Source organism: Anoxybacillus tengchongensis, assembly GCF_014201585.1.
Classification (GTDB): domain Bacteria; phylum Bacillota; class Bacilli; order Bacillales; family Anoxybacillaceae; genus Anoxybacillus; species Anoxybacillus tengchongensis.
Genome location: NZ_JACHES010000002.1, coordinates 118,760 through 141,828, shown reverse-complemented (window position 1 = coordinate 141,828; position 23,069 = coordinate 118,760). Strand labels below are relative to the sequence as shown.

The 23,069-nt window shown below is 41.5% G+C and carries 25 protein-coding genes; all 25 read left to right on the top strand.

Features of this window, described 5'->3' with window-relative positions; translation table 11 throughout:
* Positions 1-10: 10 nt before the first annotated feature.
* The 25 genes from dprA (at position 11) to fliY (ending at position 23,050) form a co-directional block, all read left to right on the top strand.
* Positions 11-898 (top strand): DNA-processing protein DprA, encoded by an 888-nt coding sequence (gene dprA, locus HNQ82_RS03055; protein WP_183247062.1) that lies wholly within the window; start codon positions 11-13, stop codon positions 896-898.
* A gap of 104 nt (positions 899-1,002) precedes the next feature.
* Positions 1,003-3,072 carry a type I DNA topoisomerase gene (gene topA, locus HNQ82_RS03050; protein ID WP_183247060.1) on the top strand — a complete coding sequence of 690 codons (2,070 nt, stop codon included), beginning with the start codon at positions 1,003-1,005 and terminating at the stop codon, positions 3,070-3,072.
* A gap of 45 nt (positions 3,073-3,117) precedes the next feature.
* Positions 3,118-4,416 carry an FADH(2)-oxidizing methylenetetrahydrofolate--tRNA-(uracil(54)-C(5))-methyltransferase TrmFO gene (gene trmFO / locus HNQ82_RS03045; RefSeq protein ID WP_183247058.1) on the top strand — a complete coding sequence of 433 codons (1,299 nt, stop codon included), beginning with the start codon at positions 3,118-3,120 and terminating at the stop codon, positions 4,414-4,416.
* Positions 4,417-4,476: 60 nt separating this feature from the next.
* Positions 4,477-5,379 (top strand): tyrosine recombinase XerC, encoded by a 903-nt coding sequence (xerC, locus tag HNQ82_RS03040; protein WP_183241576.1) that lies wholly within the window; start codon positions 4,477-4,479, stop codon positions 5,377-5,379.
* Between the two features lie 123 nt (positions 5,380-5,502).
* Positions 5,503-6,687 (top strand): RNA-guided endonuclease TnpB family protein, encoded by a 1,185-nt coding sequence (locus HNQ82_RS03035; RefSeq protein WP_183247056.1) that lies wholly within the window; start codon positions 5,503-5,505, stop codon positions 6,685-6,687.
* A gap of 139 nt (positions 6,688-6,826) precedes the next feature.
* Positions 6,827-7,375 carry an ATP-dependent protease subunit HslV gene (gene hslV, locus HNQ82_RS03030; RefSeq protein WP_281380796.1) on the top strand — a complete coding sequence of 183 codons (549 nt, stop codon included), beginning with the start codon at positions 6,827-6,829 and terminating at the stop codon, positions 7,373-7,375.
* A 13-nt stretch (positions 7,376-7,388) separates the two neighbouring features.
* Positions 7,389-8,771, top strand: coding sequence for an ATP-dependent protease ATPase subunit HslU (gene hslU / locus HNQ82_RS03025; RefSeq protein ID WP_183247052.1), 1,383 nt, complete (start codon positions 7,389-7,391; stop codon positions 8,769-8,771).
* 12 nt (positions 8,772-8,783) lie between these two features.
* Positions 8,784-9,563: a GTP-sensing pleiotropic transcriptional regulator CodY gene (gene codY, locus HNQ82_RS03020; RefSeq protein WP_055441148.1), complete on the top strand. Its 780-nt coding sequence runs from the start codon at positions 8,784-8,786 to the stop codon at positions 9,561-9,563.
* Positions 9,564-9,704: 141 nt separating this feature from the next.
* Positions 9,705-10,085 carry a flagellar basal body rod protein FlgB gene (flgB, locus tag HNQ82_RS03015; RefSeq protein ID WP_032099727.1) on the top strand — a complete coding sequence of 127 codons (381 nt, stop codon included), beginning with the start codon at positions 9,705-9,707 and terminating at the stop codon, positions 10,083-10,085.
* A 3-nt stretch (positions 10,086-10,088) separates the two neighbouring features.
* Positions 10,089-10,526, top strand: a complete 438-nt coding sequence (gene flgC / locus HNQ82_RS03010) for a flagellar basal body rod protein FlgC (RefSeq protein ID WP_183247051.1) — start codon at positions 10,089-10,091, stop codon at positions 10,524-10,526.
* Between the two features lie 11 nt (positions 10,527-10,537).
* Positions 10,538-10,831, top strand: a complete 294-nt coding sequence (gene fliE, locus HNQ82_RS03005; RefSeq protein WP_183247049.1) for a flagellar hook-basal body complex protein FliE — start codon at positions 10,538-10,540, stop codon at positions 10,829-10,831.
* A 29-nt stretch (positions 10,832-10,860) separates the two neighbouring features.
* Positions 10,861-12,447 (top strand): flagellar basal-body MS-ring/collar protein FliF, encoded by a 1,587-nt coding sequence (fliF, locus tag HNQ82_RS03000; protein WP_183247047.1) that lies wholly within the window; start codon positions 10,861-10,863, stop codon positions 12,445-12,447.
* Positions 12,448-12,459: 12 nt separating this feature from the next.
* Positions 12,460-13,479 (top strand): flagellar motor switch protein FliG, encoded by a 1,020-nt coding sequence (fliG, locus tag HNQ82_RS02995; RefSeq protein ID WP_032099723.1) that lies wholly within the window; start codon positions 12,460-12,462, stop codon positions 13,477-13,479.
* A complete protein-coding gene (fliH, locus tag HNQ82_RS02990; RefSeq protein ID WP_183247045.1) occupies positions 13,463-14,242 on the top strand; it encodes a flagellar assembly protein FliH in 780 nt (259 codons plus the stop codon). The genes fliG and fliH overlap by 17 nt, the downstream gene beginning before the upstream one ends.
* Positions 14,239-15,552, top strand: coding sequence for a flagellar protein export ATPase FliI (fliI, locus tag HNQ82_RS02985; RefSeq protein ID WP_183247043.1), 1,314 nt, complete (start codon positions 14,239-14,241; stop codon positions 15,550-15,552). Before fliH ends, fliI begins: the two co-directional genes overlap by 4 nt.
* A 7-nt stretch (positions 15,553-15,559) precedes the next feature.
* On the top strand, positions 15,560-16,003 hold the full coding sequence (gene fliJ, locus HNQ82_RS02980; RefSeq protein WP_183247041.1) for a flagellar export protein FliJ: 444 nt from the start codon (positions 15,560-15,562) through the stop codon (positions 16,001-16,003).
* Positions 16,004-16,009: 6 nt separating this feature from the next.
* Positions 16,010-16,621: a MotE family protein gene (locus HNQ82_RS02975; RefSeq protein ID WP_183247039.1), complete on the top strand. Its 612-nt coding sequence runs from the start codon at positions 16,010-16,012 to the stop codon at positions 16,619-16,621.
* A 14-nt stretch (positions 16,622-16,635) separates the two neighbouring features.
* Positions 16,636-17,874 (top strand): flagellar hook-length control protein FliK, encoded by a 1,239-nt coding sequence (locus HNQ82_RS02970; RefSeq protein ID WP_183247037.1) that lies wholly within the window; start codon positions 16,636-16,638, stop codon positions 17,872-17,874.
* A gap of 11 nt (positions 17,875-17,885) precedes the next feature.
* Positions 17,886-18,353, top strand: coding sequence for a flagellar hook assembly protein FlgD (gene flgD, locus HNQ82_RS02965; RefSeq protein WP_183247035.1), 468 nt, complete (start codon positions 17,886-17,888; stop codon positions 18,351-18,353).
* A gap of 14 nt (positions 18,354-18,367) precedes the next feature.
* Positions 18,368-18,730: a TIGR02530 family flagellar biosynthesis protein gene (locus HNQ82_RS02960; protein WP_183247033.1), complete on the top strand. Its 363-nt coding sequence runs from the start codon at positions 18,368-18,370 to the stop codon at positions 18,728-18,730.
* A 77-nt stretch (positions 18,731-18,807) separates the two neighbouring features.
* A complete protein-coding gene (locus HNQ82_RS02955; protein ID WP_055441137.1) occupies positions 18,808-20,196 on the top strand; it encodes a flagellar hook-basal body complex protein in 1,389 nt (462 codons plus the stop codon).
* 40 nt (positions 20,197-20,236) lie between these two features.
* Entirely contained in the window at positions 20,237-20,464 is a 228-nt protein-coding gene (locus HNQ82_RS02950) for a flagellar FlbD family protein (protein WP_183241549.1), read from the top strand.
* 1 nt (position 20,465) lies between these two features.
* The gene (gene fliL / locus HNQ82_RS02945) at positions 20,466-20,879 is read left to right on the top strand and encodes a flagellar basal body-associated protein FliL (protein WP_183247031.1); all 414 of its coding nucleotides are present in this window, start codon (positions 20,466-20,468) and stop codon (positions 20,877-20,879) included.
* 31 nt (positions 20,880-20,910) lie between these two features.
* Positions 20,911-21,909 carry a flagellar motor switch protein FliM gene (gene fliM / locus HNQ82_RS02940; RefSeq protein WP_035047045.1) on the top strand — a complete coding sequence of 333 codons (999 nt, stop codon included), beginning with the start codon at positions 20,911-20,913 and terminating at the stop codon, positions 21,907-21,909.
* On the top strand, positions 21,899-23,050 hold the full coding sequence (fliY, locus tag HNQ82_RS02935) for a flagellar motor switch phosphatase FliY (RefSeq protein ID WP_183241545.1): 1,152 nt from the start codon (positions 21,899-21,901) through the stop codon (positions 23,048-23,050). Before fliM ends, fliY begins: the two co-directional genes overlap by 11 nt.
* Positions 23,051-23,069 lie beyond the last annotated feature (19 nt).

Here is a 23,069-nt window from a genome sequence, read left to right as displayed (position 1 = left end):
AGGGGTACGGATGTACGATACCGTTCGCGAACGGCTCATTCATCTACATCATTGTCGTGGTATTGGATGGAAAAGTATCGCACGACTGCTCTATGTTGACCCATCGCTTGCCTCCATTTTTCAACTTCCTTCTCATCAACTCCAACAATTACTGCCGATTTCTCAAAAACATTTCACTGCTTTTTTCCATGATTTGCATTGTCACAAGTTGAAACGTATGATAAAAACATATGAGGAACAAAACATTCATATTGTAACAATAAAGGACGATAGCTACCCGGAGTGGCTAAAACATATATATGATCCACCGTGGGTACTATATGCGAAAGGCAATGTGGCATTGCTTAAGCGAAAAAAAATGATTAGCGTCGTTGGAACAAGAACACCAACTCGGCAAGGAATTACAGCGATGCACATCGTACTCCCGCCACTGATTCAAAACGGTTGGGTCGTTGTGAGCGGGTTAGCCAAAGGCATCGATGCGGAAGCCCATCGGTTATGTTTGAAATACTGTGGTGAGACGATTGGTGTCATTGCTGGTGGACTACATTATATGTACCCACCTGAAAACGAATCATTATTTCGACAATTAGCGACAACGCAATTAATTATTTCCGAATGTCCACCGTTTGTTCGTCCACAAACTTGGCATTTTCCGATGCGCAATCGCATCATTAGCGGTTTATCGCTCGGTACGCTTGTCGTACAAGCGAAAGAGCGAAGCGGTTCTCTTATTACTGCTCATTTTGCGCTCCAACAAGGGAGAGAAGTGTTTGCGATTCCTGGCGACATCACAACAAAAGAGGCGCTTGGGACGAATCGATTAATTCAGCAAGGAGCGAAATTAATACTGTCAAGTGAGGATATTTCGGAAGAATTTCGACACCTTTTTACATGAACGAAAGAAAAAATCGAAAAATGATGTTTGACAAATGAACGAATCATCATTAATAATAATGAAGATTTTACTTTACGAATTACCTCTTGAGGGAGGACAAAATGATGTCAGACTACTTAGTCATTGTAGAGTCGCCAGCAAAGGCGAAAACGATTGAAAGATATTTAGGAAAAAAGTATAAAGTAAAAGCATCGATGGGTCACGTGCGCGATTTGCCGAAAAGCCAAATGGGCGTTGATATACAAAATGATTATGAACCGAAGTATATTACGATTCGTGGAAAAGGCTCCGTGATTAAAGAGCTGAAGGCGGCAGCAAAAAAGGCAAAAAAAGTATTTCTTGCCGCCGACCCGGATCGTGAAGGAGAAGCGATTGCATGGCATTTAGCACATTTACTTGACTTAAATACGGACTCGCCATGTCGTGTCGTATTTAACGAAATTACGAAAGATGCCATTAAACAATCATTCGAACAGCCGCGCGCCATTAATATGCATTTAGTTCACGCTCAACAAGCGCGACGCGTGCTCGATCGTCTTGTCGGCTACAACATTAGCCCACTGCTTTGGAAAAAAGTAAAAAAAGGATTAAGTGCAGGACGCGTGCAATCTGTTGCCCTTCGCTTAATTATTGATCGAGAAAAAGAAATTCAATCGTTCCAGCCTGAAGAATATTGGACGATTCAAGGAACGTTTGTTAAAGGCAATGATGTATTTGAAGCGCAATTTTATCGCCTTGATAGTGAAACGTTCGATTTAAAAACAGAACAAGATGTCCAACATGTATTAAGCCATATTCAAGGCAATGAATTTGTTGTTACAGCGGTAACGAAAAAAGAGCGCAAGCGCAATCCCGTTGCCCCGTTTATTACATCGTCGTTACAACAAGAAGCTGCGCGTAAGTTAAATTTCCGCACGAAAAAAACGATGATGGTTGCCCAACAACTATATGAGGGAATTGACCTTGGAAGCGAAGGAACGGTCGGTTTAATTACATATATGCGTACAGACTCAATGCGCGTATCAGAAAGCGCCCAACAAGAGGCGATGCAGTATATTGAACAGACGTTCGGCACATCATATGTAGCAACAGAAAAAAGAAAAGAAAAACAAAAAGCGAATGCGCAAGATGCTCACGAAGCCATTCGTCCAACGTCCGTTTGGCGCCATCCTAGCGCGATTAAACCGTATGTGACACGCGATCAATATCAGCTATATAAACTCATTTGGGAGCGCTTTATCGCAAGCCAAATGGCGCCAGCTGTACTGGATACAGTAGCGATCGAACTTTCAAACGGCTCAGTCGTCTTTCGTGCGACAGGTTCGACAGTCAAGTTTCCGGGCTTCATGAAAGTGTATGTCGAAGGAACGGACGATCCGAAAGATGAACAACAGCGACTATTGCCAGATTTTGTGGAAGGAGAGCGCGTGTTTAGTAAAGATATCGAAGGAAAACAACATTTTACGCAGCCTCCACCACGTTATACGGAAGCTCGCCTTGTGAAAACGTTAGAAGAGCTCGGCATCGGTCGCCCATCGACATATGCTCCAACGCTCGATACGATACAAAAGCGCAATTATGTGACGCTTGAAAATAAGCGATTTGTGCCAACGGAACTTGGTGAAATTGTACTTGATTTAATGATGCAATTTTTCCCGGAAATTTTAGATGTCGAATTTACAGCAAAAATGGAAAAAAACTTAGACGACATCGAAGAAGGAAAAGTCGAATGGGTGCGCATTATTGATGAATTTTATCGCGAGTTTGAAAAACGGTTAAAGATTGCTGAAGTAGAAATGGAGAAAGTAGAAATAGCCGATGAATCAGCAGATGTAGATTGTGACGTATGCGGAAGCCCGATGGTATACAAAATGGGGCGGTTCGGAAAGTTTATTGCTTGTTCGAACTTCCCACAATGTCGCCATACAAAAGCGATCGTCAAAGACATCGGTGTGAAATGTCCACGCTGCCACGAAGGAAACATTGTAGAACGAAAAAGTAAAAAGAAACGCATGTTTTATGGGTGCGATCGTTTTCCAACATGCGATTTCGTTTCGTGGGATAAACCGATCAGTCGACCGTGTCCAAAGTGCGGTGGCATGCTTGTTGAGAAAAAGGGAAAGAAAAGCGTACTCATTCAATGTACACAATGTGAATATCACGAACAACAGTAAGGTGAGGCGCATACCCTCACCCATTTTATCGAGGAGGGAATATCAATGGAAGTAACAGTGATTGGAGCAGGATTGGCAGGAAGTGAAGCTGCATGGCAACTCGCGAAGCGTGGCATTCGTGTAAAATTGTATGAAATGCGTCCGGTCAAACAAACGCCAGCTCATCATACTGATAAATTTGCTGAGCTTGTATGTAGCAACTCCCTGCGAGCAAATACGTTAACGAATGCGGTCGGTGTGTTGAAAGAAGAAATGCGCCGATTAGATTCTGTTATTATGAAAGCAGCGGACTCTTGTTCTGTACCAGCTGGTGGCGCTTTAGCTGTTGACCGTCATGAATTTGCCGCAAAAGTAACAGAAATGGTAGCGAATCATCCGAATGTGACTGTTGTGCGCGAAGAGGTGACAACGATCCCAACAGGTCCGACAATTATTGCGACAGGTCCGTTAACATCGCAGCCCCTTTCCGAGCAACTTCAAGCGTTAACAGGCGAAGAATATTTATATTTTTACGATGCCGCAGCACCAATTGTTGAAAAAGAAAGTATCGATATGGAAAAAGTGTATATAAAATCTCGCTATGACAAAGGCGAAGCGGCGTATATTAACTGTCCGATGACAGAAGAGGAATTTGAGCGGTTTTACGATGCGCTCATTTCTGCTGAAACCGTTCCTTTAAAAGAGTTTGAAAAAGAAATTTATTTTGAAGGGTGCATGCCGATTGAAGTGATGGCACGGCGTGGGAAAAAGACGTTGCTGTTTGGACCGATGAAACCTGTCGGCTTAGAAGATCCGCGTACAGGCAAGCGTCCTTTTGCTGTTGTCCAACTTCGTCAAGATGATGCCGCTGGAACGTTATATAACATTGTCGGTTTCCAGACCCATTTGAAATGGGGCGCACAAAAAGAAGTCATCCGGCTCATTCCAGGGCTTGAACAAGCAGAAATTGTGCGTTACGGCGTCATGCATCGCAATACGTTTATTAATTCGCCGAAGTTACTAAAACCGACATACCAATATAAAGAAAGAGACGATTTATTTTTTGCAGGACAAATGACCGGTGTCGAAGGATATGTTGAGTCAGCGGCATCAGGACTTGTGGCGGGGATTAATGCGGCACATTACGTACTCGGAAAAGAACTTGTGGTGTTTCCGCAAGAAACAGCGATCGGTAGCATGGCGCACTATATTACATCAGCAAACCCAAAACATTTTCAACCAATGAACGCGAATTTCGGCTTATTCGCTCCGCTTGATGAACCGATCAAAGATAAAAAGAAAAAAAATGAACAATATGCGGAACGAGCATTAAGAACAATTCAGAATTTTTTAAAAAAGTTGTGAAATTCGTTGCAAGAGCTACTAAATTATGCTACTATTTAGTAGCTCTTATGGGGTGATCGAATGGAAAATGTGAATTTTACGTTAAATTTGTTCATTGAATATTTACAAATAGAAAAAAATTATTCAGAATATACAATTGCGTGTTATAAGCATGATATTGGTGAATTTTTCGAATTTATGGAGCGCGAACAAATTGAAGGATTGCAACAAGTATCTTATAGCGACGTCCGTTTGTTTTTAACAGAACTCCATCAACGAAAGCAATCAAGCCGTTCGATTGCCCGAAAAATGTCGAGCTTGCGCAGTTTTTACAAATTTTTGTTACGCGAAAAAATCGTTTTAGAAAATCCATTTGCGCTTGCATCGTTGCCGAAAAAAGAACAGAGAATTCCGCATTTTTTGTATCCAGATGAATTAGAACAGCTGTTTGTTGTCAATGATTTAAATACAGCGATCGGCCAACGAAACCAAGCGCTCATCGAACTATTATACGCAACCGGTATTCGTGTAAGTGAATGTTGTAACATTCGCCTGTCGCACATTGATTTTTCTGTATGTACGATTTTAATTTATGGAAAAGGAAATAAACAGCGATATGTCCCGTTTGGTACGTATGCAAAAGAAGCGCTTGAACGATATATACAAGACGGACGTCAGCAACTAGCAAGTAAAGCGAAGACACCGACTGATATACTTTTTTTAAATGCGCGTGGCGGAGCGCTGACACCAAGGGGTGTACGCCATATTTTAAACGAGGTCGTCGAACAAGCTGCCCTTTCTTTGAAAGTAAGCCCTCATGTGTTTCGCCATACGTTTGCGACACACTTGTTGAATGAAGGGGCTGATTTACGTTCCGTGCAAGAATTGTTAGGTCATGCGCATCTTTCATCAACGCAAGTGTATACACATGTAACGAAAGATCATTTGCGCTATGTTTATTTACATTCCCATCCGCGTGCATAAAAAGGAGGTTAGTAACTGTTAAAATATTTTTGTAAAAATCCATAAAACTCTATATACAATTTATAAAATGACAAAGCAAAAGAGCAAATAAAGCCAAGAAAATGATGAAGGAGCTGACCGAACGTGATTAAAACATATCAGGTTATGCTGCTTCCGAATAACAAACAAAAAACAAAATTATTTGAGTGTGCAGGTGTTGCCAGATGGGCGTACAATTTTGCATTGGCGCAACAACAAGAAAACTATAAGAACGGTGGCAAATTTTTAAGTGATGGAGAAATCAGAAAAAGGCTAACGAAGCTCAAACAGACAAAGGAGTATCGTTGGCTCAACAATTATTCCAACAACATCACAAAACAAGCAATAAAAGATGCGTGTCAAGCATACAAAAACTTTTTTGCAGGACGAGCGAAGTTTCCGAAATTTAAAACGAAGAAACGAATACGCCCAAGTTTTTATCAAGACACCGCCAAAATCAAAGTGACCGACACGCATGTGAAACTAGAAAAACTAACCTCTTCCAAAAAGAAAAATAAGCAGACATTCAATTGGATACGCCTTGCAGAAAGAGGTCGCATTCCGCATGGAACACATGTGACATACGTCAATCCACGAATCATGTTTGACGGACTACATTGGTTTTTAACGGTCGGTGTAGAGGAAGCGGAAGGAAAACATGACACGTACAGCGAAGGCATCGGCATTGATTTAGGGGTAAAGTCGTTAGCTACCGTCAGCAATGGCATGACGTTTCCAAACATCAACCAAACACCGAAAGTGAAAAGGCTTGAAAAACAAATTAAGCGCATGCAAAGACAAATATCACGAAAGTATGAAAAGAATAAAACAAAAACAGAAGGAGGTGAATTCCGTTACAGAAAAACAGAAAACATCAAGAAACTGGAATTCCTTGTTTTGAAAAAACGCCGAAGGCTGAAAAACATACAGCTTAACCATACCCACCACGTCACAACAACGTTGGTGAAAGCCAAGCCAGCGTATGTCGTGATGGAGGACTTGAATGCAATTGGCATGTTAAAAAATCGGAAGCTATCAAAAGCGATTCAACAACAAACATTCCACGAGTTCAAGCGGCAAATGATGTACAAATGTGCGTGGCATGGCATCAAGTTGATCGTGGCAGATCGGTTTTATCCGTCAAGCAAAAAGTGTAGCCGTTGCGGTCATGTGAAAGACCACCTTTCTTTATCGGAACGGACGTACCGTTGTGAGGCGTGTGGGATAGAAATCGATCGTGATTTGAATGCAAGCATCAACTTGAAACAATATGCCGAATCCATGATGTGACATAACGATGTACCCATACGTTAGTGGGGAAGTGAAGCCTTCGGAGCGCCAAGAAAACGAGAGTAGCTTTTTTGCGAAATCGGGCGCGATGAACAAGGAAGGAAACACTTTATAAAGTCTTGTAAGTTTTCTGTAACGGATGTTTATGAGTCAATTTCATGCGACGACGATTTTTGCCATTCGCCATCAAGGAAAAGGAGCGATGGCGGGCGATGGTCAAGTGACATTCGGCAATGCCGTAGTAATGAAACATACAGCCCGAAAAATTCGTAAACTTTTTCATGGTAAAGTGTTAGCAGGTTTTGCGGGAGCCGTAGCTGATGCGTTTACGCTGTTTGAAATGTTTGAAGGAAAGTTAGAAGAATACAACGGAAACTTACAGCGTGCAGCGGTGGAGTTAGCGAAAGAGTGGCGAAGCGATAAAGTGTTGCGGCGATTAGAAGCGATGTTAATTGTCATGGATGCCACGCATGTACTGCTCATTTCTGGAACAGGTGAAGTCATTGAACCAGACGATGATATTTTAGCGATCGGTTCCGGTGGAAACTATGCGTTGGCGGCTGGCAGAGCGTTAAAAGCGTATGCAGGTGAACATTTAACAGCGAAGCAAATTGCAGAAGCGGCATTAAAAGTAGCGAGCGATATTTGCGTGTACACAAACGATCGCATTATTGTCGAAGAGCTGTAGAGGGGGGAGCGGCATGTTAACGCCAAAACAAATTGTTGAAAAGCTTGATCAATTTATCGTCGGTCAGCATGAAGCGAAAAAAGCGGTGGCCATTGCGCTAAGAAATCGTTATCGCCGCAGTTTATTAGATGAAAAGTTGCGCGATGAAGTCGTGCCGAAAAATATTTTAATGATTGGACCAACAGGTGTCGGAAAAACGGAAATTGCTCGACGATTAGCGAAACTTGTTGGCGCTCCATTCGTAAAAGTAGAGGCGACGAAATTTACAGAAGTCGGTTATGTTGGTCGTGACGTTGAGTCAATGGTACGCGATCTCGTTGAAACGTCTGTGCGCATCGTAAAAGAGAAAAAAATGAACGAAGTAAAAGAACAAGCGGAGCAATTAGCAAACAAAAGGCTTGTTGAACTGCTTGTACCTGGGAAAACGAAACAACCGATGAAAAATCCGTTTGAACTTTTATTTGGCGGTGCGGCCGAGCAACAAACGACGAACGTGAGCGACGATCAACAACTTGCTGAAAGACGAAGACAAGTTGCTTGGCAATTGGCAAATGGGCAATTAGAAAACGAAATAGTGACGGTGGAAATAGAAGAACAACAACCGATTATGTTTGATTTATTCCAAGGAGCGGGCATGGAGCAAATGGGTGTAAATATGCAAGATATGCTCAGCAGCTTTATGCCGAAAAAGCGAAAAAAACGAAAATTAAAAGTAAAAGAAGCCCGTCATGTACTTGCAAATGAAGAAGCACAAAAACTCATTGATATGGATGAAGTGACACAAGAAGCGATTCGTTTAGCAGAACAATCTGGCATCATTTTTATTGATGAAATTGATAAAATTGCTCGAAAAGGACAGGTTGGTTCATCAGCTGACGTTTCTCGTGAAGGTGTGCAACGCGACATTTTGCCAATTGTTGAAGGTTCAACTGTCATGACGAAATACGGACCAGTTAAAACGGACTATATTTTATTTATTGCTGCTGGAGCGTTCCATATGGCAAAACCGTCTGATTTAATTCCAGAATTGCAAGGACGTTTTCCGATTCGCGTGGAATTGACGAAGCTCACCGTCGATGATTTCGTCAAAATATTAGTTGAACCAAATAACGCGCTTTTAAAACAATATGTGGCTTTGCTTGCGACAGAAGGTATACAACTTGAATTTTCTGACGATGCTATTCGTAAAATTGCGGAAGTCGCTTTTGAAGTCAATCAACAAACAGATAACATTGGCGCGCGCCGCCTTCATACGATTATGGAAAAATTGTTAGAAGACTTATTGTATGAAGCATCGGATGTTCATTTAGAAAAGGTTGTTATTACTCCACAATACGTTGAAAAGAAATTAGGAAACATTGTACGAAATAAAGATTTAAGCGAATTTATTTTATAAGGAGGATGCGATATGAATTTACTTGAAAAAACGAGAAAAATTAATGCGATGCTACAAAATGCGGCTGGAAAGCCTGTAAACTTTAAAGAGATGGCGGAAACACTTTGCGAAGTGATCGAGGCGAACGTCTTCGTCGTCAGCCGTCGCGGAAAGTTGCTCGGTTTTGCGATTAAACAAACAATTGAAAACGAACGAATGAAAAAAATGTTAGCAGATCGTCAATTCCCAGAAGAGTATACGAAAAATTTATTTAACATTACAGAAACATCACCAAATCTTGATATTAATAGTGAGTATACGGCATTTCCGGTTGAAAATAAAGACTTATTTAAAAATGGTTTAACGACGATTGTACCGATTATCGGTGGCGGTGAGCGTTTAGGGACGCTTATTTTATCCCGCTTAGATAAAGAGTTTCATGATGACGATTTAATTTTAGCAGAATACGGAGCAACAGTTGTTGGAATGGAAATTTTACGAGAAAAAGCGGAAGAAATCGAAGAAGAAGCACGTAGCAAAGCTGTCGTTCAAATGGCGATTAGCTCGCTTTCATATAGTGAATTAGAAGCCATTGAACATATTTTTGAAGAGTTAGATGGGACAGAAGGCTTGCTTGTGGCAAGTAAAATTGCTGACCGCGTCGGCATCACACGCTCAGTTATTGTCAACGCGCTTCGTAAATTAGAAAGTGCGGGAGTCATTGAATCTCGTTCGCTTGGCATGAAAGGAACGTACATTAAAGTATTAAACGATAAGTTTTTAACAGAACTCGAGAAATTAAAACATCATTAAACACAAGAAGGCATCTTTCTCGCAAAGATGCCTCTTTTGTTAAAGTATGTGAAAAATAGTCCAATGTTCCCTATATACATTATATAAATAATTTTTTACAATAAAGGTGTCGAACGGTGTCTCTATGGGGAGGAATATGTCGTGAAATTGTTTTCAAATACATTCCAAATATTAGAACAAGGATTAAATTACTCATCGTTGAAACAAAAAGTAATCGCAAACAACATTGCGAATGTCGATACACCAAATTTCCAAGCAAAAGATGTTCAGTTTCGTACCGAATTTCAGCAAGCGTTACAAGCGTATCGTACAGATCCACGCCATTTTGAGTTTAAAGGAAGTACAAACAAATTTTTCGTGACAACTAAAAACGATCTCGTTTACAATCATAATAACAACAATGTCGATTTAGATAAAGAAATGTCGGATTTGGCACAAAACCAAATTTATTATAACGCCCTAGTTGAACGATTAAACGGAAAGTTTAACTCTTTGAAAACGGTCATTAAGGGAGGCAAATAATACATGTTTCAAAGTTTCAATGTGTCTGCGTCTGCGCTAACGGCTCAACGGTTGCGCATGGATGTCATTTCTGCAAATATGGCGAACGTTGATACGACACGAGCGAAAATGGTAGACGGAAAGTGGCAACCGTATCGACGGAAAATGGTCGTGATGCAGCCGAACGAATCGTTCTCTTCTTTTTTGCATGAAGCGATGAACGAGCGATCGGCAGGCGGAGTGAAAGTGACGAAAATTGTCGAGGATCAAACACCATTTAAACTTGTATATGATCCATCTCATCCCGATGCAGATGAAAACGGATATGTACAACTACCAAATGTCGATCCGTTAAAAGAAATGGTCGATTTAATGAGCGCCACGCGCTCGTACGAAGCGAATGTGACCGTGCTAAATGCGACAAAAGGGATGTTAATGAAGGCGTTAGAAATCGGAAAGTAGGGGGGTAAACGATGATTGATCGCATTCAACGTACAGCTTTATCACCAACTGTACAGCAGCAAGCGATAAAGCCCGCGGAAACACAACGGGCGTTTTCACAGTTTTTAAAAGAAGCGATTCATGAAGTCAATAAACAACAAATTGAGTCAGACCAGTTGACAACAAAGTTAGCAAAAGGAGAAAACGTTGATTTGCACAATGTGATGATTGCTTCACAAAAAGCGAGCGTATCGCTTCAATTAGCGATTGAAGTGCGCAATAAAGTCATTGAAGCATATCAAGAAGTGATGAGAATGCAAGTATAATGGACCTCAAGAGATAGCGGAGGAAGCATATGAACGAGCGATTAAAACAAGCGATAGAACGATTAAAATTGTTTTGGAGCGAGAGAACAAAACAGCAAAAAGTGATGGCTTTAGGACTTGTTGGGCTGTTGATCGTTGCCGTTGCGCTTACCGCTTTTTTTGCGACGCGAACGAATTTTGTTCCTCTCTACAGCAATTTATCGCCGCAAGAAGCGGGACAAATTAAAGCCACGCTTGACCAGCGGGGCATTAAGTCGCAAATTACCGATAACGGCACGACGATTTTAGTGCCTGAACAGCTTGTCAACACGTTAAAAGTGGAATTAGCTGCAGAAGGTATTCCGGATAGTGGAAGTATTGATTATTCGTTTTTCGGAAAAAACTCTGGCTTCGGTATGACGGATAATGAATTTAACGTGTTAAAAATCGAGGCGATGCAAACGGAGCTCGCTAATTTAATAAAAAGTATCGACGGGGTAGAAGATGCGAAAGTGATGATTAATCTACCCCAGCCGACCATATTTGTTGGTGACCAACAGGAAGAGGCATCTGCATCCATTGTTTTGAAAACAAAGGCGGGATATAAATTTAATGAACAGCAAATTAAATCACTATATCACCTTGTTTCCAAAAGCGTGCCGAACCTTCCTACTGAAAATATCGTCATTATGAATCAATATTTTGAGTACTTTGACTTAAAAAATGAAGAAAATTTTTCGTCCGGCAAAACGTTTGCTGAACAGTACGAAATAAAACAACAAATTGAACGCGACATTCAACGTCGTGTTCAACAAATGTTAGGAACGATGATCGGACAAGATAAAGTCGTCGTTTCTGTGACAGCAGATGTTGATTTTACACAAGAAAACCGTCATGAAGAGCTTGTTGAACCGGTAGATAAAGAAAATATGGAAGGCATTGCCGTAAGTGTACAGCGCATTACGGAGACGTTTTCCGGTAAAGGAGCTCAACCAGGTGGCACGACAGGAACAGGTGAAAACGCTGTGCCTGGCTATCAAGGAGCCGATGGCGAGACAAACGGGGATTATGAGCGGATTGAGGAAACAATTAATAACGAGGTTAATAGAATAAAAAAAGAAATTGTTGCAAGTCCTTATAAAGTAAAAGATTTAGGCATTCAAGTGATGGTTGAACCGCCAAAACCAAATGATCCGAACTCGCTTCCTGCACAAACGGTTGATGACATTACAAAAATTTTAGGTACGATCGTGCGTACGTCAGTCGATAAAGACATTGCAGGACAATGGACGGATGCCGATTTACAAAATCGCGTTGTTGTTTCTGTGCAACCGTTTAACGGAAAAGTGCAGTTTGACGAACAAACATCGACTATTCCGACATGGGTATACGTTGCTGGTGGCGGTGTACTCGCCTTGATTATTGGAGCACTCGTCTTTTTATGGTTGCGTAGACGAAAAAAAGAAGAAATGGACGAACTGTCATTACAAGAAGAACAAGTGGCAGTACACATTCCAGATGTAAACGAAGAAGTCGAAACAGAAGCCACATTGCGTCGCAAGCAGCTTGAAAAACTCGCAAAAGAAAAACCAGAAGAGTTTGCGAAATTATTACGCACATGGCTTGCAGAGGAATAAGGGGGGGATTATATGGCAAAACGCGATCAAAAAGGCGAATTAACAGGAAAGCAAAAAGCAGCCATTCTCCTCATTTCATTAGGACCAGACGTTTCAGCATCTGTATATAAACATTTATCTGAAGAAGAAATTGAAAAATTGACGCTTGAAATTTCCAACGTTCGCCAAGTGGACGCTGAGAAAAAAGAAACGATTTTAGAAGAGTTTCACCAAATCGCCTTAGCGCAAGATTACATTTCACAAGGCGGCATTGCCTATGCAAAACAAGTGCTTGAAAAAGCGCTCGGTCCAGAGCAGGCGATGAACATTATTAATCGCTTAACATCTGCTTTGCAAGTGCGTCCGTTTGATTTTGCACGCAAGGCGGACCCAGCGCAAATTTTAAACTTTTTACAAAATGAACATCCACAAACGATTGCGCTCGTGCTATCGTATTTAGAACCAACGCAGGCTGGTCAAATTTTATCGGCGCTACCACAAGAAATGCAAGCGGATGTCGCTCGTCGCATCGCCTTAATGGATCGCACATCACCGGAAATGATTAATGAAGTCGAACAAGTGCTTGAACGGAAATTATCGACGACAGTTGTACAAGATTACACGCAAACAGGTGGCATCGAAGCTGTTGTTGAAGTGTTAAATGGTGTCGATCGTGCAACTGAGCGAACCATTTTAGATGCGCTTGAGATTCAAGACCCAGAATTAGCAGAAGAAATTAAAAAGCGCATGTTTGTATTTGAAGATATCGTTACGCTTGATAACCGTGCGATTCAACGCGTCATTCGCGAAGTGGACAATGCCGACTTGTTGCTTGCGTTGAAAGTGTCTAGCGACGAAGTAAAAGAAGTTGTATTTCGCAACATGTCTTCACGCATGGCAGAAACGTTTAAAGAAGAGATGGAGTTTATGGGGCCTGTTCGCCTTCGCGACGTAGAAGAAGCGCAATCGCGTATTGTTGCAGTGATTCGTCGTCTCGAAGAAGCGGGTGAAATCGTCGTCGCTCGTGGCGGAGGAGATGATATTATTGTCTAAAGTCATTAAAGCCCCGTTTGCTCGAACGTGTTCGGAGCAACGAGCGGTTATTCAAGTGAAAAAAGTGCTGCCCGACATGCAACAAGAAGAACATGAGCAACATGACGAAATGACGCTACAACATGTGCAAATGTTAATTGAGCAAGCGGAACAACAAGCAGCACATATTCGTCAAGAAGCCGACATGTATTATGCCTCTGTTCAACAACAAATAGCTGAAGAACAAAAACAATGGGAAAAAGAACGAAACGAATGGATTGAACAAGCGCGTCAAGAAGGATACGCGATCGGTTTCGAACAAGGACAACAAGACGGGCTTCAGCAATATATGGAGGCGATTGGTGAGGCGAAAAAGATCATACAATCAGCTAATGAGCAGTTTTATCATATACTCGAATCGGCTGATGAAACGATTTTACTTGTCGCTTGCAAAGTAGCGGAGCGGATCATTGGGGAACGTCTTGCTGAAAATAAAGAACATTTTCTTGGGCTTGTGAAACAAGTGATAAAAGAAGTACGAGAACATGAAGAAGTGAAAATGTATGTTCACCCGGCCTACTATGATGTCGTCATTCGCCAAAAAGATGAGTTGAAAGCATTATTTAGCCAAGATGTTCATTTGTTTATTTATCCTGATGAAACATTAGCTGAAACAAGCTGTATCGTCGAATCGCCGTTCGGTCGTATTGATGCAAGTGTGGATACGCAGCTTGAGCAACTGAAGCAACAACTGCTTGAGCGAATCGAGGGGGCGAGCGAATGAACTGGCAAGCACTGATCAATGAAATCGAGCTGCTCGACCCGTATAAACGATTTGGCAAAGTGACACGCGTCATCGGGTTAATGATCGAAGCGAAAGGACCAGAAAGTTCGATTGGGGATGTGTGTTACATTCATATCGGTCATAAAAAGAAGAAAAAAATTCAAGCGGAAGTTGTCGGATTTCGTGACGAATATGTGCTTTTAATGCCGTATGCAGCCGTCCAGGATATCGCCCCTGGTTGCATTGTCGAAGCAACAGGCGCTCCGCTTGACATCAAAGTCGGTTCAGCGCTTGTCGGACGTGTTATTGATGCGTTAGGCGCTCCGCTTGACGATCGTCCGCTTCCGAAAGGATTGACGGCTGTTCCAATCGACCGTCAACCGCCAAATCCGATGACGCGCCCTCCAATTTCAGAACCGATTGAAGTCGGCGTGAAAATGATCGACAGTTTATTGACGGTTGGAAAAGGGCAGCGTATCGGTATTTTTGCTGGATCTGGTGTGGGAAAAAGTACGTTAATGGGAATGATTGCTCGCAACACAAACGCAGATTTAAACGTGATTGCGCTGATCGGCGAACGTGGCCGTGAGGTGCGCGAGTTTATCGAGCGCGATCTCGGTCCAGAAGGATTAGAACGGTCTATTGTCGTTGTGGCGACATCTGATCAGCCTGCCCTCATGCGCATTAAAGGGGCGTATACAGCAACAGCCATTGCTGAATATTTTCGTGATCAAGGGCTAAACGTCATGTTTATGATGGACTCTGTTACGCGTGTTGCGATGGCGCAACGCGAGGTCGGATTAGCTGTCGGAGAGCCACCAACGACGAAAGGATACACACCGTCTGTTTTTGCGATTTTACCGAAATTGCTTGAGCGAACAGGGACGAACGAACATGGAACGATTACTGCCTTTTATACGGTTCTCGTTGATGGTGACGATATGAATGAGCCAATTGCCGATACGGTTCGAGGCATTTTAGATGGTCATTTTGTATTAGAACGACAACTAGCAAATAAAGGTCAATACCCAGCAATTAACGTATTAAAAAGCGTCAGCCGCGTCATGAACTACATTGTGACGCCAGAACATCGAAAAATGGCGGAGAAGCTACGTGAGCTGTTAGCGACATACGTTCAGTCTGAAGATTTAATTCAAATTGGTGCGTATAAGCGTGGCTCGTCGCGAGAAATTGACGAAGCGATTCGCTACTACCCGAAAATTATTTCGTTTTTAAAGCAAGATGTTCATGAATCGTACACAATAAATGAAAGTGTTCAACAGTTGTTTCAACTTATTGAACAAGGGTGAATAAACGATGACACCATTTAAATTCACAAAAATTTTACATTTAAAAGAACATGAAAAACAAAAAGCGCTACATGAGTATGAAGAAGCGCGCAGCCAATTTGAAGAAGTGGCAGAAAAACTATACCATTTTTTAAAACAAAAAGAAGATTACGAAGAACAACATAAACAACAATTACAATCGGGGCTAGCGATTCAACATATTCGCTCGTTTCAACATTTTATGAGCAACTTGCAGCGGGTCATCGACCATTATCAGCATCTTGTTATGCAAGCACGTCAGCATATGGAGTTGAAACAACTAAAATTAGTTGAATTGAATGTCGAAGTGAAAAAATACGAAAAAATAAAAGAAAAGCATGATGAAATAATAGCAACGCAAATGCGAATAGCTGAACAAAAACAAATGGACGATATTTCTATACAACAATATTGTTATCGAGAAACAAGGTGAGCATCGATGGAACAGTTTGAAAAAGAAGAAGAGACGAAAAAAACAAGCAAGTTTCAATGGTTTCTTTTTGTCGTTTTTATTCCGCTTTTATTTACGATTTCTGTCGTTTTGTTAATTTTAACGTTCTCTGGCGTTAACGTATTTGAACAAGGAAAAAAATATGCAAGCCAATTACCGTTTGTTTCCCAATGGATTGAGGGAACAGAAGCAAACGAAAAAAAGAAACTACAAGAACAAATTGTTGAATTAAAAGCAGCGATGGTTGAAAAAGAAAAACAACTAAAAAAAGCGAATGATACGCTCAAAGAAAAAGAAGCGGAAATAGATGCGCTAAAGCAAGAAATCGCACGCTTACAAGCGGAAAAAGAACAAGAGCAAGAGCCAACAACAACGCCTACGACTGAGCAGACGAGTGTTACGCGTGTAGACGTTGTGAAAATGTACGAAACGATGTCACCGAAAAAAGCTGCAGAAATTATCCCACAAATGTCCGATCAAGAAGCGGTTAATTTATTGTCCAAGCTTAAAACAGACAAAGTGGCGGCCATTTTAGAAAAAATGGATGCAGTAAACGCAGCAAAATATACGAGCTTACTTGCGAAAAAAGCGAACAATTGAAAGGAGGTGAAGAAATGAATATCGCGGCGATTTCTTCCATGGTTCCATTCAGCGGATCAAATCAACAAACGACTGTTGAAACGGGCGATGGACATGCATTTGCTCATTTGCTTTCCTCGTTGCGTCAAAAATCGGAATCGGTACAACCGTTGTCCGAACAGTCGGAAGCGATGCAACGAATCGATTGGGAACAGTTGCAGCAATGGTTTGCCGAACTTCCTCTTCATGATGGATACGCAGACAAACAAATATTATCAAATGAAATGATACAATCGTTTCTTTCTCTTTTACCTGAAGAAACGAAAGAGCAAATGATTCAACCATTTTCAGCTGGTCAGCCGTTTGAAACGATGTTTTCACCACAAGATGATCGGGATGAAAAAGATGAACTGATGCTCGTTATCGCTTTGTTTCAACTTGAACAAAAGCAATGGACGATTCCAGAACCGATCATTGAACATGCACGTGCAACGCTTCGCAACATGTTCGGAACAAACGATGAACAAAGCAATACGATGAAAGACATGTTGCAAAAATTAATCGAGTTCGGCGACTATGAAAAGACACGGCGTCATGTGGGACAAGTAGGGACAGAACTGATGCAAAAAGTTACAGAACATCCGCGTGCTTTATTGTCGACTGTTGATCGTGAAAAAGCGATATCCGATATGAAATACGCCGTTGCACGTTTACAAGAACAATCTTGGCAAACTGTACAAAAAGAAGTTGCGCCATTACCACAAGAGCGTAAGCAACCGATTGTTCGCCTGTCGGAACAGATGGCACATGTTGCGCAACAATCAAATGATAAACATGTACCGTTTGAACTACGAACAATTGATACGACGAATGAAACACCGTTTGTGGCGCAGTTTGAGCGAATCATTCGTTCGAGTCAGTTGACACGGTGGAAAAATGGCAATACGCAACTGCTTATTCGTTTACATCCTGAACATTTAGGACATGTAACGATTAAACTCATTGAGCAAAAAGGAAAGCTAACTGCAAAAATGATTACATCAACCGAAGCAGCGAAGCAGTTAGTGGAACAACATATTCATCAGCTTGCGCACATTGCCGATCGTATTACGGTAGAGCAATTCAATGTATTTGATCAAGCGAAATTTCGCGACCATTCTTTCCATCAACAAAAACAGCAGCAACAGCAGCAAGAACAGCAAAAAGAAGAGAAAAAGCAACCTGATCAATCTTTTGATGAGTGGCTAAAAGAGTGGTTTCATTTTGATATGTAGAGGTGATGTACGTGGCAACGATCGATCCGAGTTTGCTTTTATCACAACGCCAAGTCGCACAACGTGAGACGGGAAAAAGCTCGTTAGGGAAAGATGACTTTTTAAAAATTTTAATTGCTCAATTGCAACATCAAGATCCGTTAAATCCGATGGAAGACCGTGAATTTATTTCACAAATGGCAAACTTCTCATCGCTTGAACAAATGGTCAATATGTCGAATATGATGAGCAAATTTATTGAGACACAAACGGGCACATCTGAAAAACTTGCAGGTACATTAGATGCGTTACAAAAGCTTATTCAACAACAATCTACACCGTCGCTTGCTCAGTATAGCGAATGGATTGGTAAAACCGTCACATGGAATGAACAAAGCGGTGTGGTGAAAGCTGTCGTTCAAAAAGGAACAGACGTATGGTTAGAGCTTGATCAAGGGGAGATAGTGTTGGCCTCTCGCGTCACAAAAGTGTCGCAATAAAGGAGGTGAAAAAAATGAATCGCATTCAGTTTTTTCCGCACACCCCATTGATTCCGTCGCAAAAACAGACAGTCGTTTCCACGGAGCGGCAGTCGTTTCGCGATGCGCTTGCTGAAGCAGGAAAAGCATTAAAAATAAGCAAACATGCCCAGCAGCGGTTACAAGAACGAAATATTCACATTAACGAGGAACAATGGGCGATGATCGGACAAAAAATTGTCGAGGCAAAACAAAAAGGTGTGCGCGATTCGCTCGTCATTACAGATGAAGCGGCCTTAATCGTGAGCGCTGTGAATCAAACGGTCATTACAGCGATGCATCGTGAAGAGGCACAGAGCCAATTGTTCACAAATATTAATGGAGCCATTATTATATAAGGCCGGACCTTTACAGGAAGCCTTCGAGCGTGCGGAATGACAGAAGCCGCTCAAACAACGAAAAGGAGAGGATTATTATGTTACGTTCCATGTTCACTGGAATTGGTGGTATTCGTAACTTTCAATATAAATTAGACGTGATTGGTAACAATATTTCTAACGTCAACACGTATGGCTACAAAAAAGCGCGCGTCACATTTAAAGATCTCGTTTCCCAACAAATTTCAGCTGCGACATCATCAACAGGGACACGCGGGGGAATAAACGGCAAACAAATCGGTTTAGGAAGCGGGCTCGGCTCGATCGAAACAATTCATACACAAGGTTCGACACAAACGACCTCACGTCCACTTGACTTGGCGCTTGGTGGCGACGGCTTTTTCGTCGTTGGATCGATTAATGATGTAACACTAATTAGTATGGATGGACCAGCTGGGAAATTAGGAACAAATAAAGTGAATACAGGAGTTCCAATTGACCGTGTTTTTAACTTAAGCTTTACACGTGCTGGTAACTTTTATTTAGATGAATACGGTTATATCGTTAATTCGGACGGACAATATTTAATTGGGGAAGCAGCGATTAAAGATGTAGATACGGTGATTACAAATGCTCCTCATGTGGCTCAAGCAAGACGTGATTTGGATGCATTTCTGAATAGCACGAATGGTCTTGTAAACTTTATAAAAAAATGGAAAGATGAATTTACTAAAGATCCTGATAACAACCCAACTACACAAACAGATTTTATTAATTTTATCAAAAATTTTAATAATGAACTAAAAAATCTAAATGAAAAAATAACAGGGAAGACAGATCCGAACGATACAACGCTTGCTGCGGCCGGAAGTTATTTTAATGACCGCGTATCCCCTAAAGCAAGTATCAATCCTGTTCCGCTCCTTCCAGAAAACGAGGCCGATTGGCCGGATACGTTAGCGGAAGCTGAAAAAATGATGGGTCCTTATTTAGAAGGAATTAGCGGGTTCGTCGAAAGTGTCCAACAAGTGTTACAAGACTACAGCGAGCCGAAATACGGAAATGTGACAAGCTTTGAACCGGGATTGATTCAAATTCCGAAGACGGCGAAAAGTTTCGGGATTACGGCGGACGGAAAAGTGACATTTATTGATAGTTCTGGACAATTAAAAATTGCAGGACAAATTTTATTAGCACAATTTCCGAACCCGAGCGGCTTAGAGAAAATGGGAGGAAATACGTTTAAAGAAACAAACAACTCTGGTAAGCTCGACCGAAATGCCAATGGATTGACGATTAATGAGTTATCACGACCTGGTTTAAACGGCGCAGGTGAAATTATTTCCGGGGCATTAGAAATGTCGAACGTCGATCTATCTGAAGAGTTTACAGAAATGATCGTTGCCCAACGCGGATTCCAAGCGAATACGCGCATTATTACAACGTCGGATGAAATTTTACAAGAGCTTGTCAACTTGAAGAAATAATAAATAAAGGGGGGACGGGGGCGTTTGCCCCCGATACATAATGATTCGATTAACGCGGTTAAACGGTAAACCTTTTACGTTAAACGCCATTTACATAGAGCAAGTTGAAGCGTTCCCAGACACGACCATTACATTAACGAATGGCAAAAAGTTTGTCGTGCGGGAGTCTGTGGAAGATGTTATGTTATTAGTAGAAACGTTTTATCGTAACATTTCTGTTCTCGGATTAAGGAGAGAGGCGGAGGGATCCGACGTTGAAGGACAATAAAATGTTAAAGATCATGTTAATTGTTATGGGAGTGATTACGCTTGTTAGCGTCGTCGCCCTTGTTGTCGTTATGAAATTTATGGGGAATGATGAACCGAAAGAGCCGTCGGTCGATGAAATTGTTGCAAGCTCGTTTGATGTGCCCGAGATCATGACCAATTTAATGGACGGAAGCTTTATTAAAATTGCGTTTAAAATTCAAACAGATAGCGAAAAAGCAAAAGAAGAAGCAGAAAAACGCGATTTTCAAATTAAAAATATCATTATTGAAGAATTATCAGAAATGACAGCGGAGCAGTTTAAAGGAAAACAAGGAAAGCTTCTTTTAGAGAAAAAACTGCGCGAACGCATAAATGAACTTATGCAAGAAGGAAAAGTTGAGAAAATTTATATAACCTCCTTTATTCTCCAGTAAATAAAATGAATAGGAGTAGGAGGTGAGAACGGTGTCAGGAGAAGTTTTATCACAAAGTGAAATAGATGCTTTGCTTGCGGCGCTATCTGCTGGAGAGATGAGCGCGGATGAGCTGAAAAAGGAAGAAGCAGAGAAAAAAGTAAAAGTGTATGACTTTAAACGAGCATTGCGGTTTTCAAAAGACCAAATTCGCAGTTTAACGCGCATACATGAAAACTTTGCTCGATTGTTAACGACATTTTTTTCAGCGCAGTTGCGAACATACGTGCAAATTTCAGTCGCATCGGCTGACCAATTGCCGTACGAGGAATTTATTCGCTCCATTCCGAAAATGACAATTTTAACGGTATTCGAAGTCCCTCCTCTTGATGGACGCGTGCTGTTAGAAGTCAACCCAAATATCGCTTATGCGATGCTTGATCGCGTATTAGGCGGTAGAGGAGTAAGTTTAAATAAAATCGAAAATTTAACTGAAATTGAAACAAAAATTATGTCCAGTTTGTTTGAAAAAGCGTTTAGCAACTTGCGTGAAGCGTGGGAGTCCGTGGCAGATATCGATCCGATGCTCACAGATTTTGAAGTCAATCCACAATTTTTACAAATGGTGTCACCGAATGAAACGGTTGTTGTTATTTCGTTAAATACACAAATTGGTGATACGAGTGGAATGATTAACATTTGTATCCCACACGTTGTATTAGAGCCGATTATCCCGAAATTATCTGTTCATTATTGGATGCAAACGCAAAAAAAAGAGCGTGAACCAGAGGAAGTTGCGACGCTACAAAAACGATTAAAGCAAACGAAAGTGCCGATGATCGCAGAACTTGGTACATCGAGCATCTCCGTACAAGAGTTTTTGCAACTTTCCGTTGGTGATGTCATTCAACTTGATCAAACGGTGCGAGATCCGCTCATCATTAAGGTGGGGGATGTGCCGAAATTTATCGGGCAGCCGGGAAAAATGAATAAACGATTAGCAGTACAAATTTTAGATGTAATAAAGGGGGAAGACGGCGATGATGAGTGACGATATGTTATCTCAAGATGAGATTGATGCGTTGTTGCGAGGAATTGACGAAGACCCGATGCCGTCTAGTACAATGTCGATCGATGAAGTATTGACACCAATTGAACAAGATGCGCTTGGTGAAATTGGAAATATTTCATTTGGTAGTTCAGCGACAGCGTTATCGATGTTATTAAATCAAAAGGTTGAAATTACGACGCCGAACGTTTCACTCATTGAACGTGCGCGCGTGGCAGAAGAGTTTCCGCATCCGTACGTTGCGATTCAAGTCAGCTATACGGAAGGGTTTTTAGGAACAAATTTACTTGTCATTAAACAATCTGATGCTGCGATTATCGCAGATTTAATGATGGGTGGAGATGGTACAAACCCGCCTGCCTTTATGGATGAAATTCAACTGAGCGCTGTACAAGAAGCGATGAACCAAATGATGGGTTCAGCTGCGACATCGATGTCCACAATTTTTAGTAAAAAAGTTGATATTTCACCACCAAGCTTACACTTACTTGATTTATCAGAAGGCGAAGGATTTGAATATTTACCGCCGGACGACGTGCTTGTAAAAGTATCGTTCCGTTTAAAAGTAGGTAACTTAATTGATTCTAACATTATGCAATTGTTGCCCATTCATTTTGCAAAAGAATTAGTCGAAAATTTATTAAATCCGTCTAGTACAAAGACACAAACATCGGCTACAATAAATACGAATGAGCCACGTCAAACCGCGCCATCCGCACAAACGCAACCAGCGCCTTCACCGGCTCAACAAACGCAAAAAGAAGCTCCTCAACATTTTGGAACGGGAGCAGTACAGCAGCCTGTCAACGTCCAGCCTGTTGCTTTTGCAAGTTTTGAACCAGCGCCATTGCCAGAAGCGGAATCGCGCAATCTCGACATGTTGCTTGACATTCCGTTGCAAGTGACGGTGGAGCTCGGGCGAACGAAGCGCTCTGTACAAGATATTTTAAGTTTATCGTCAGGTTCCATTATTGAACTCGATAAGCTGGCTGGTGAACCGGTTGACATTTTAGTAAACAATAAATTGATCGCGAAAGGCGAAGTCGTTGTCATTGATGAAAATTTCGGGGTGCGTGTGACAAGTATTATTAGCCAAAGCGATCGGTTAAACAAATTACGATAATTTGGGAGGTTTTTGGAGA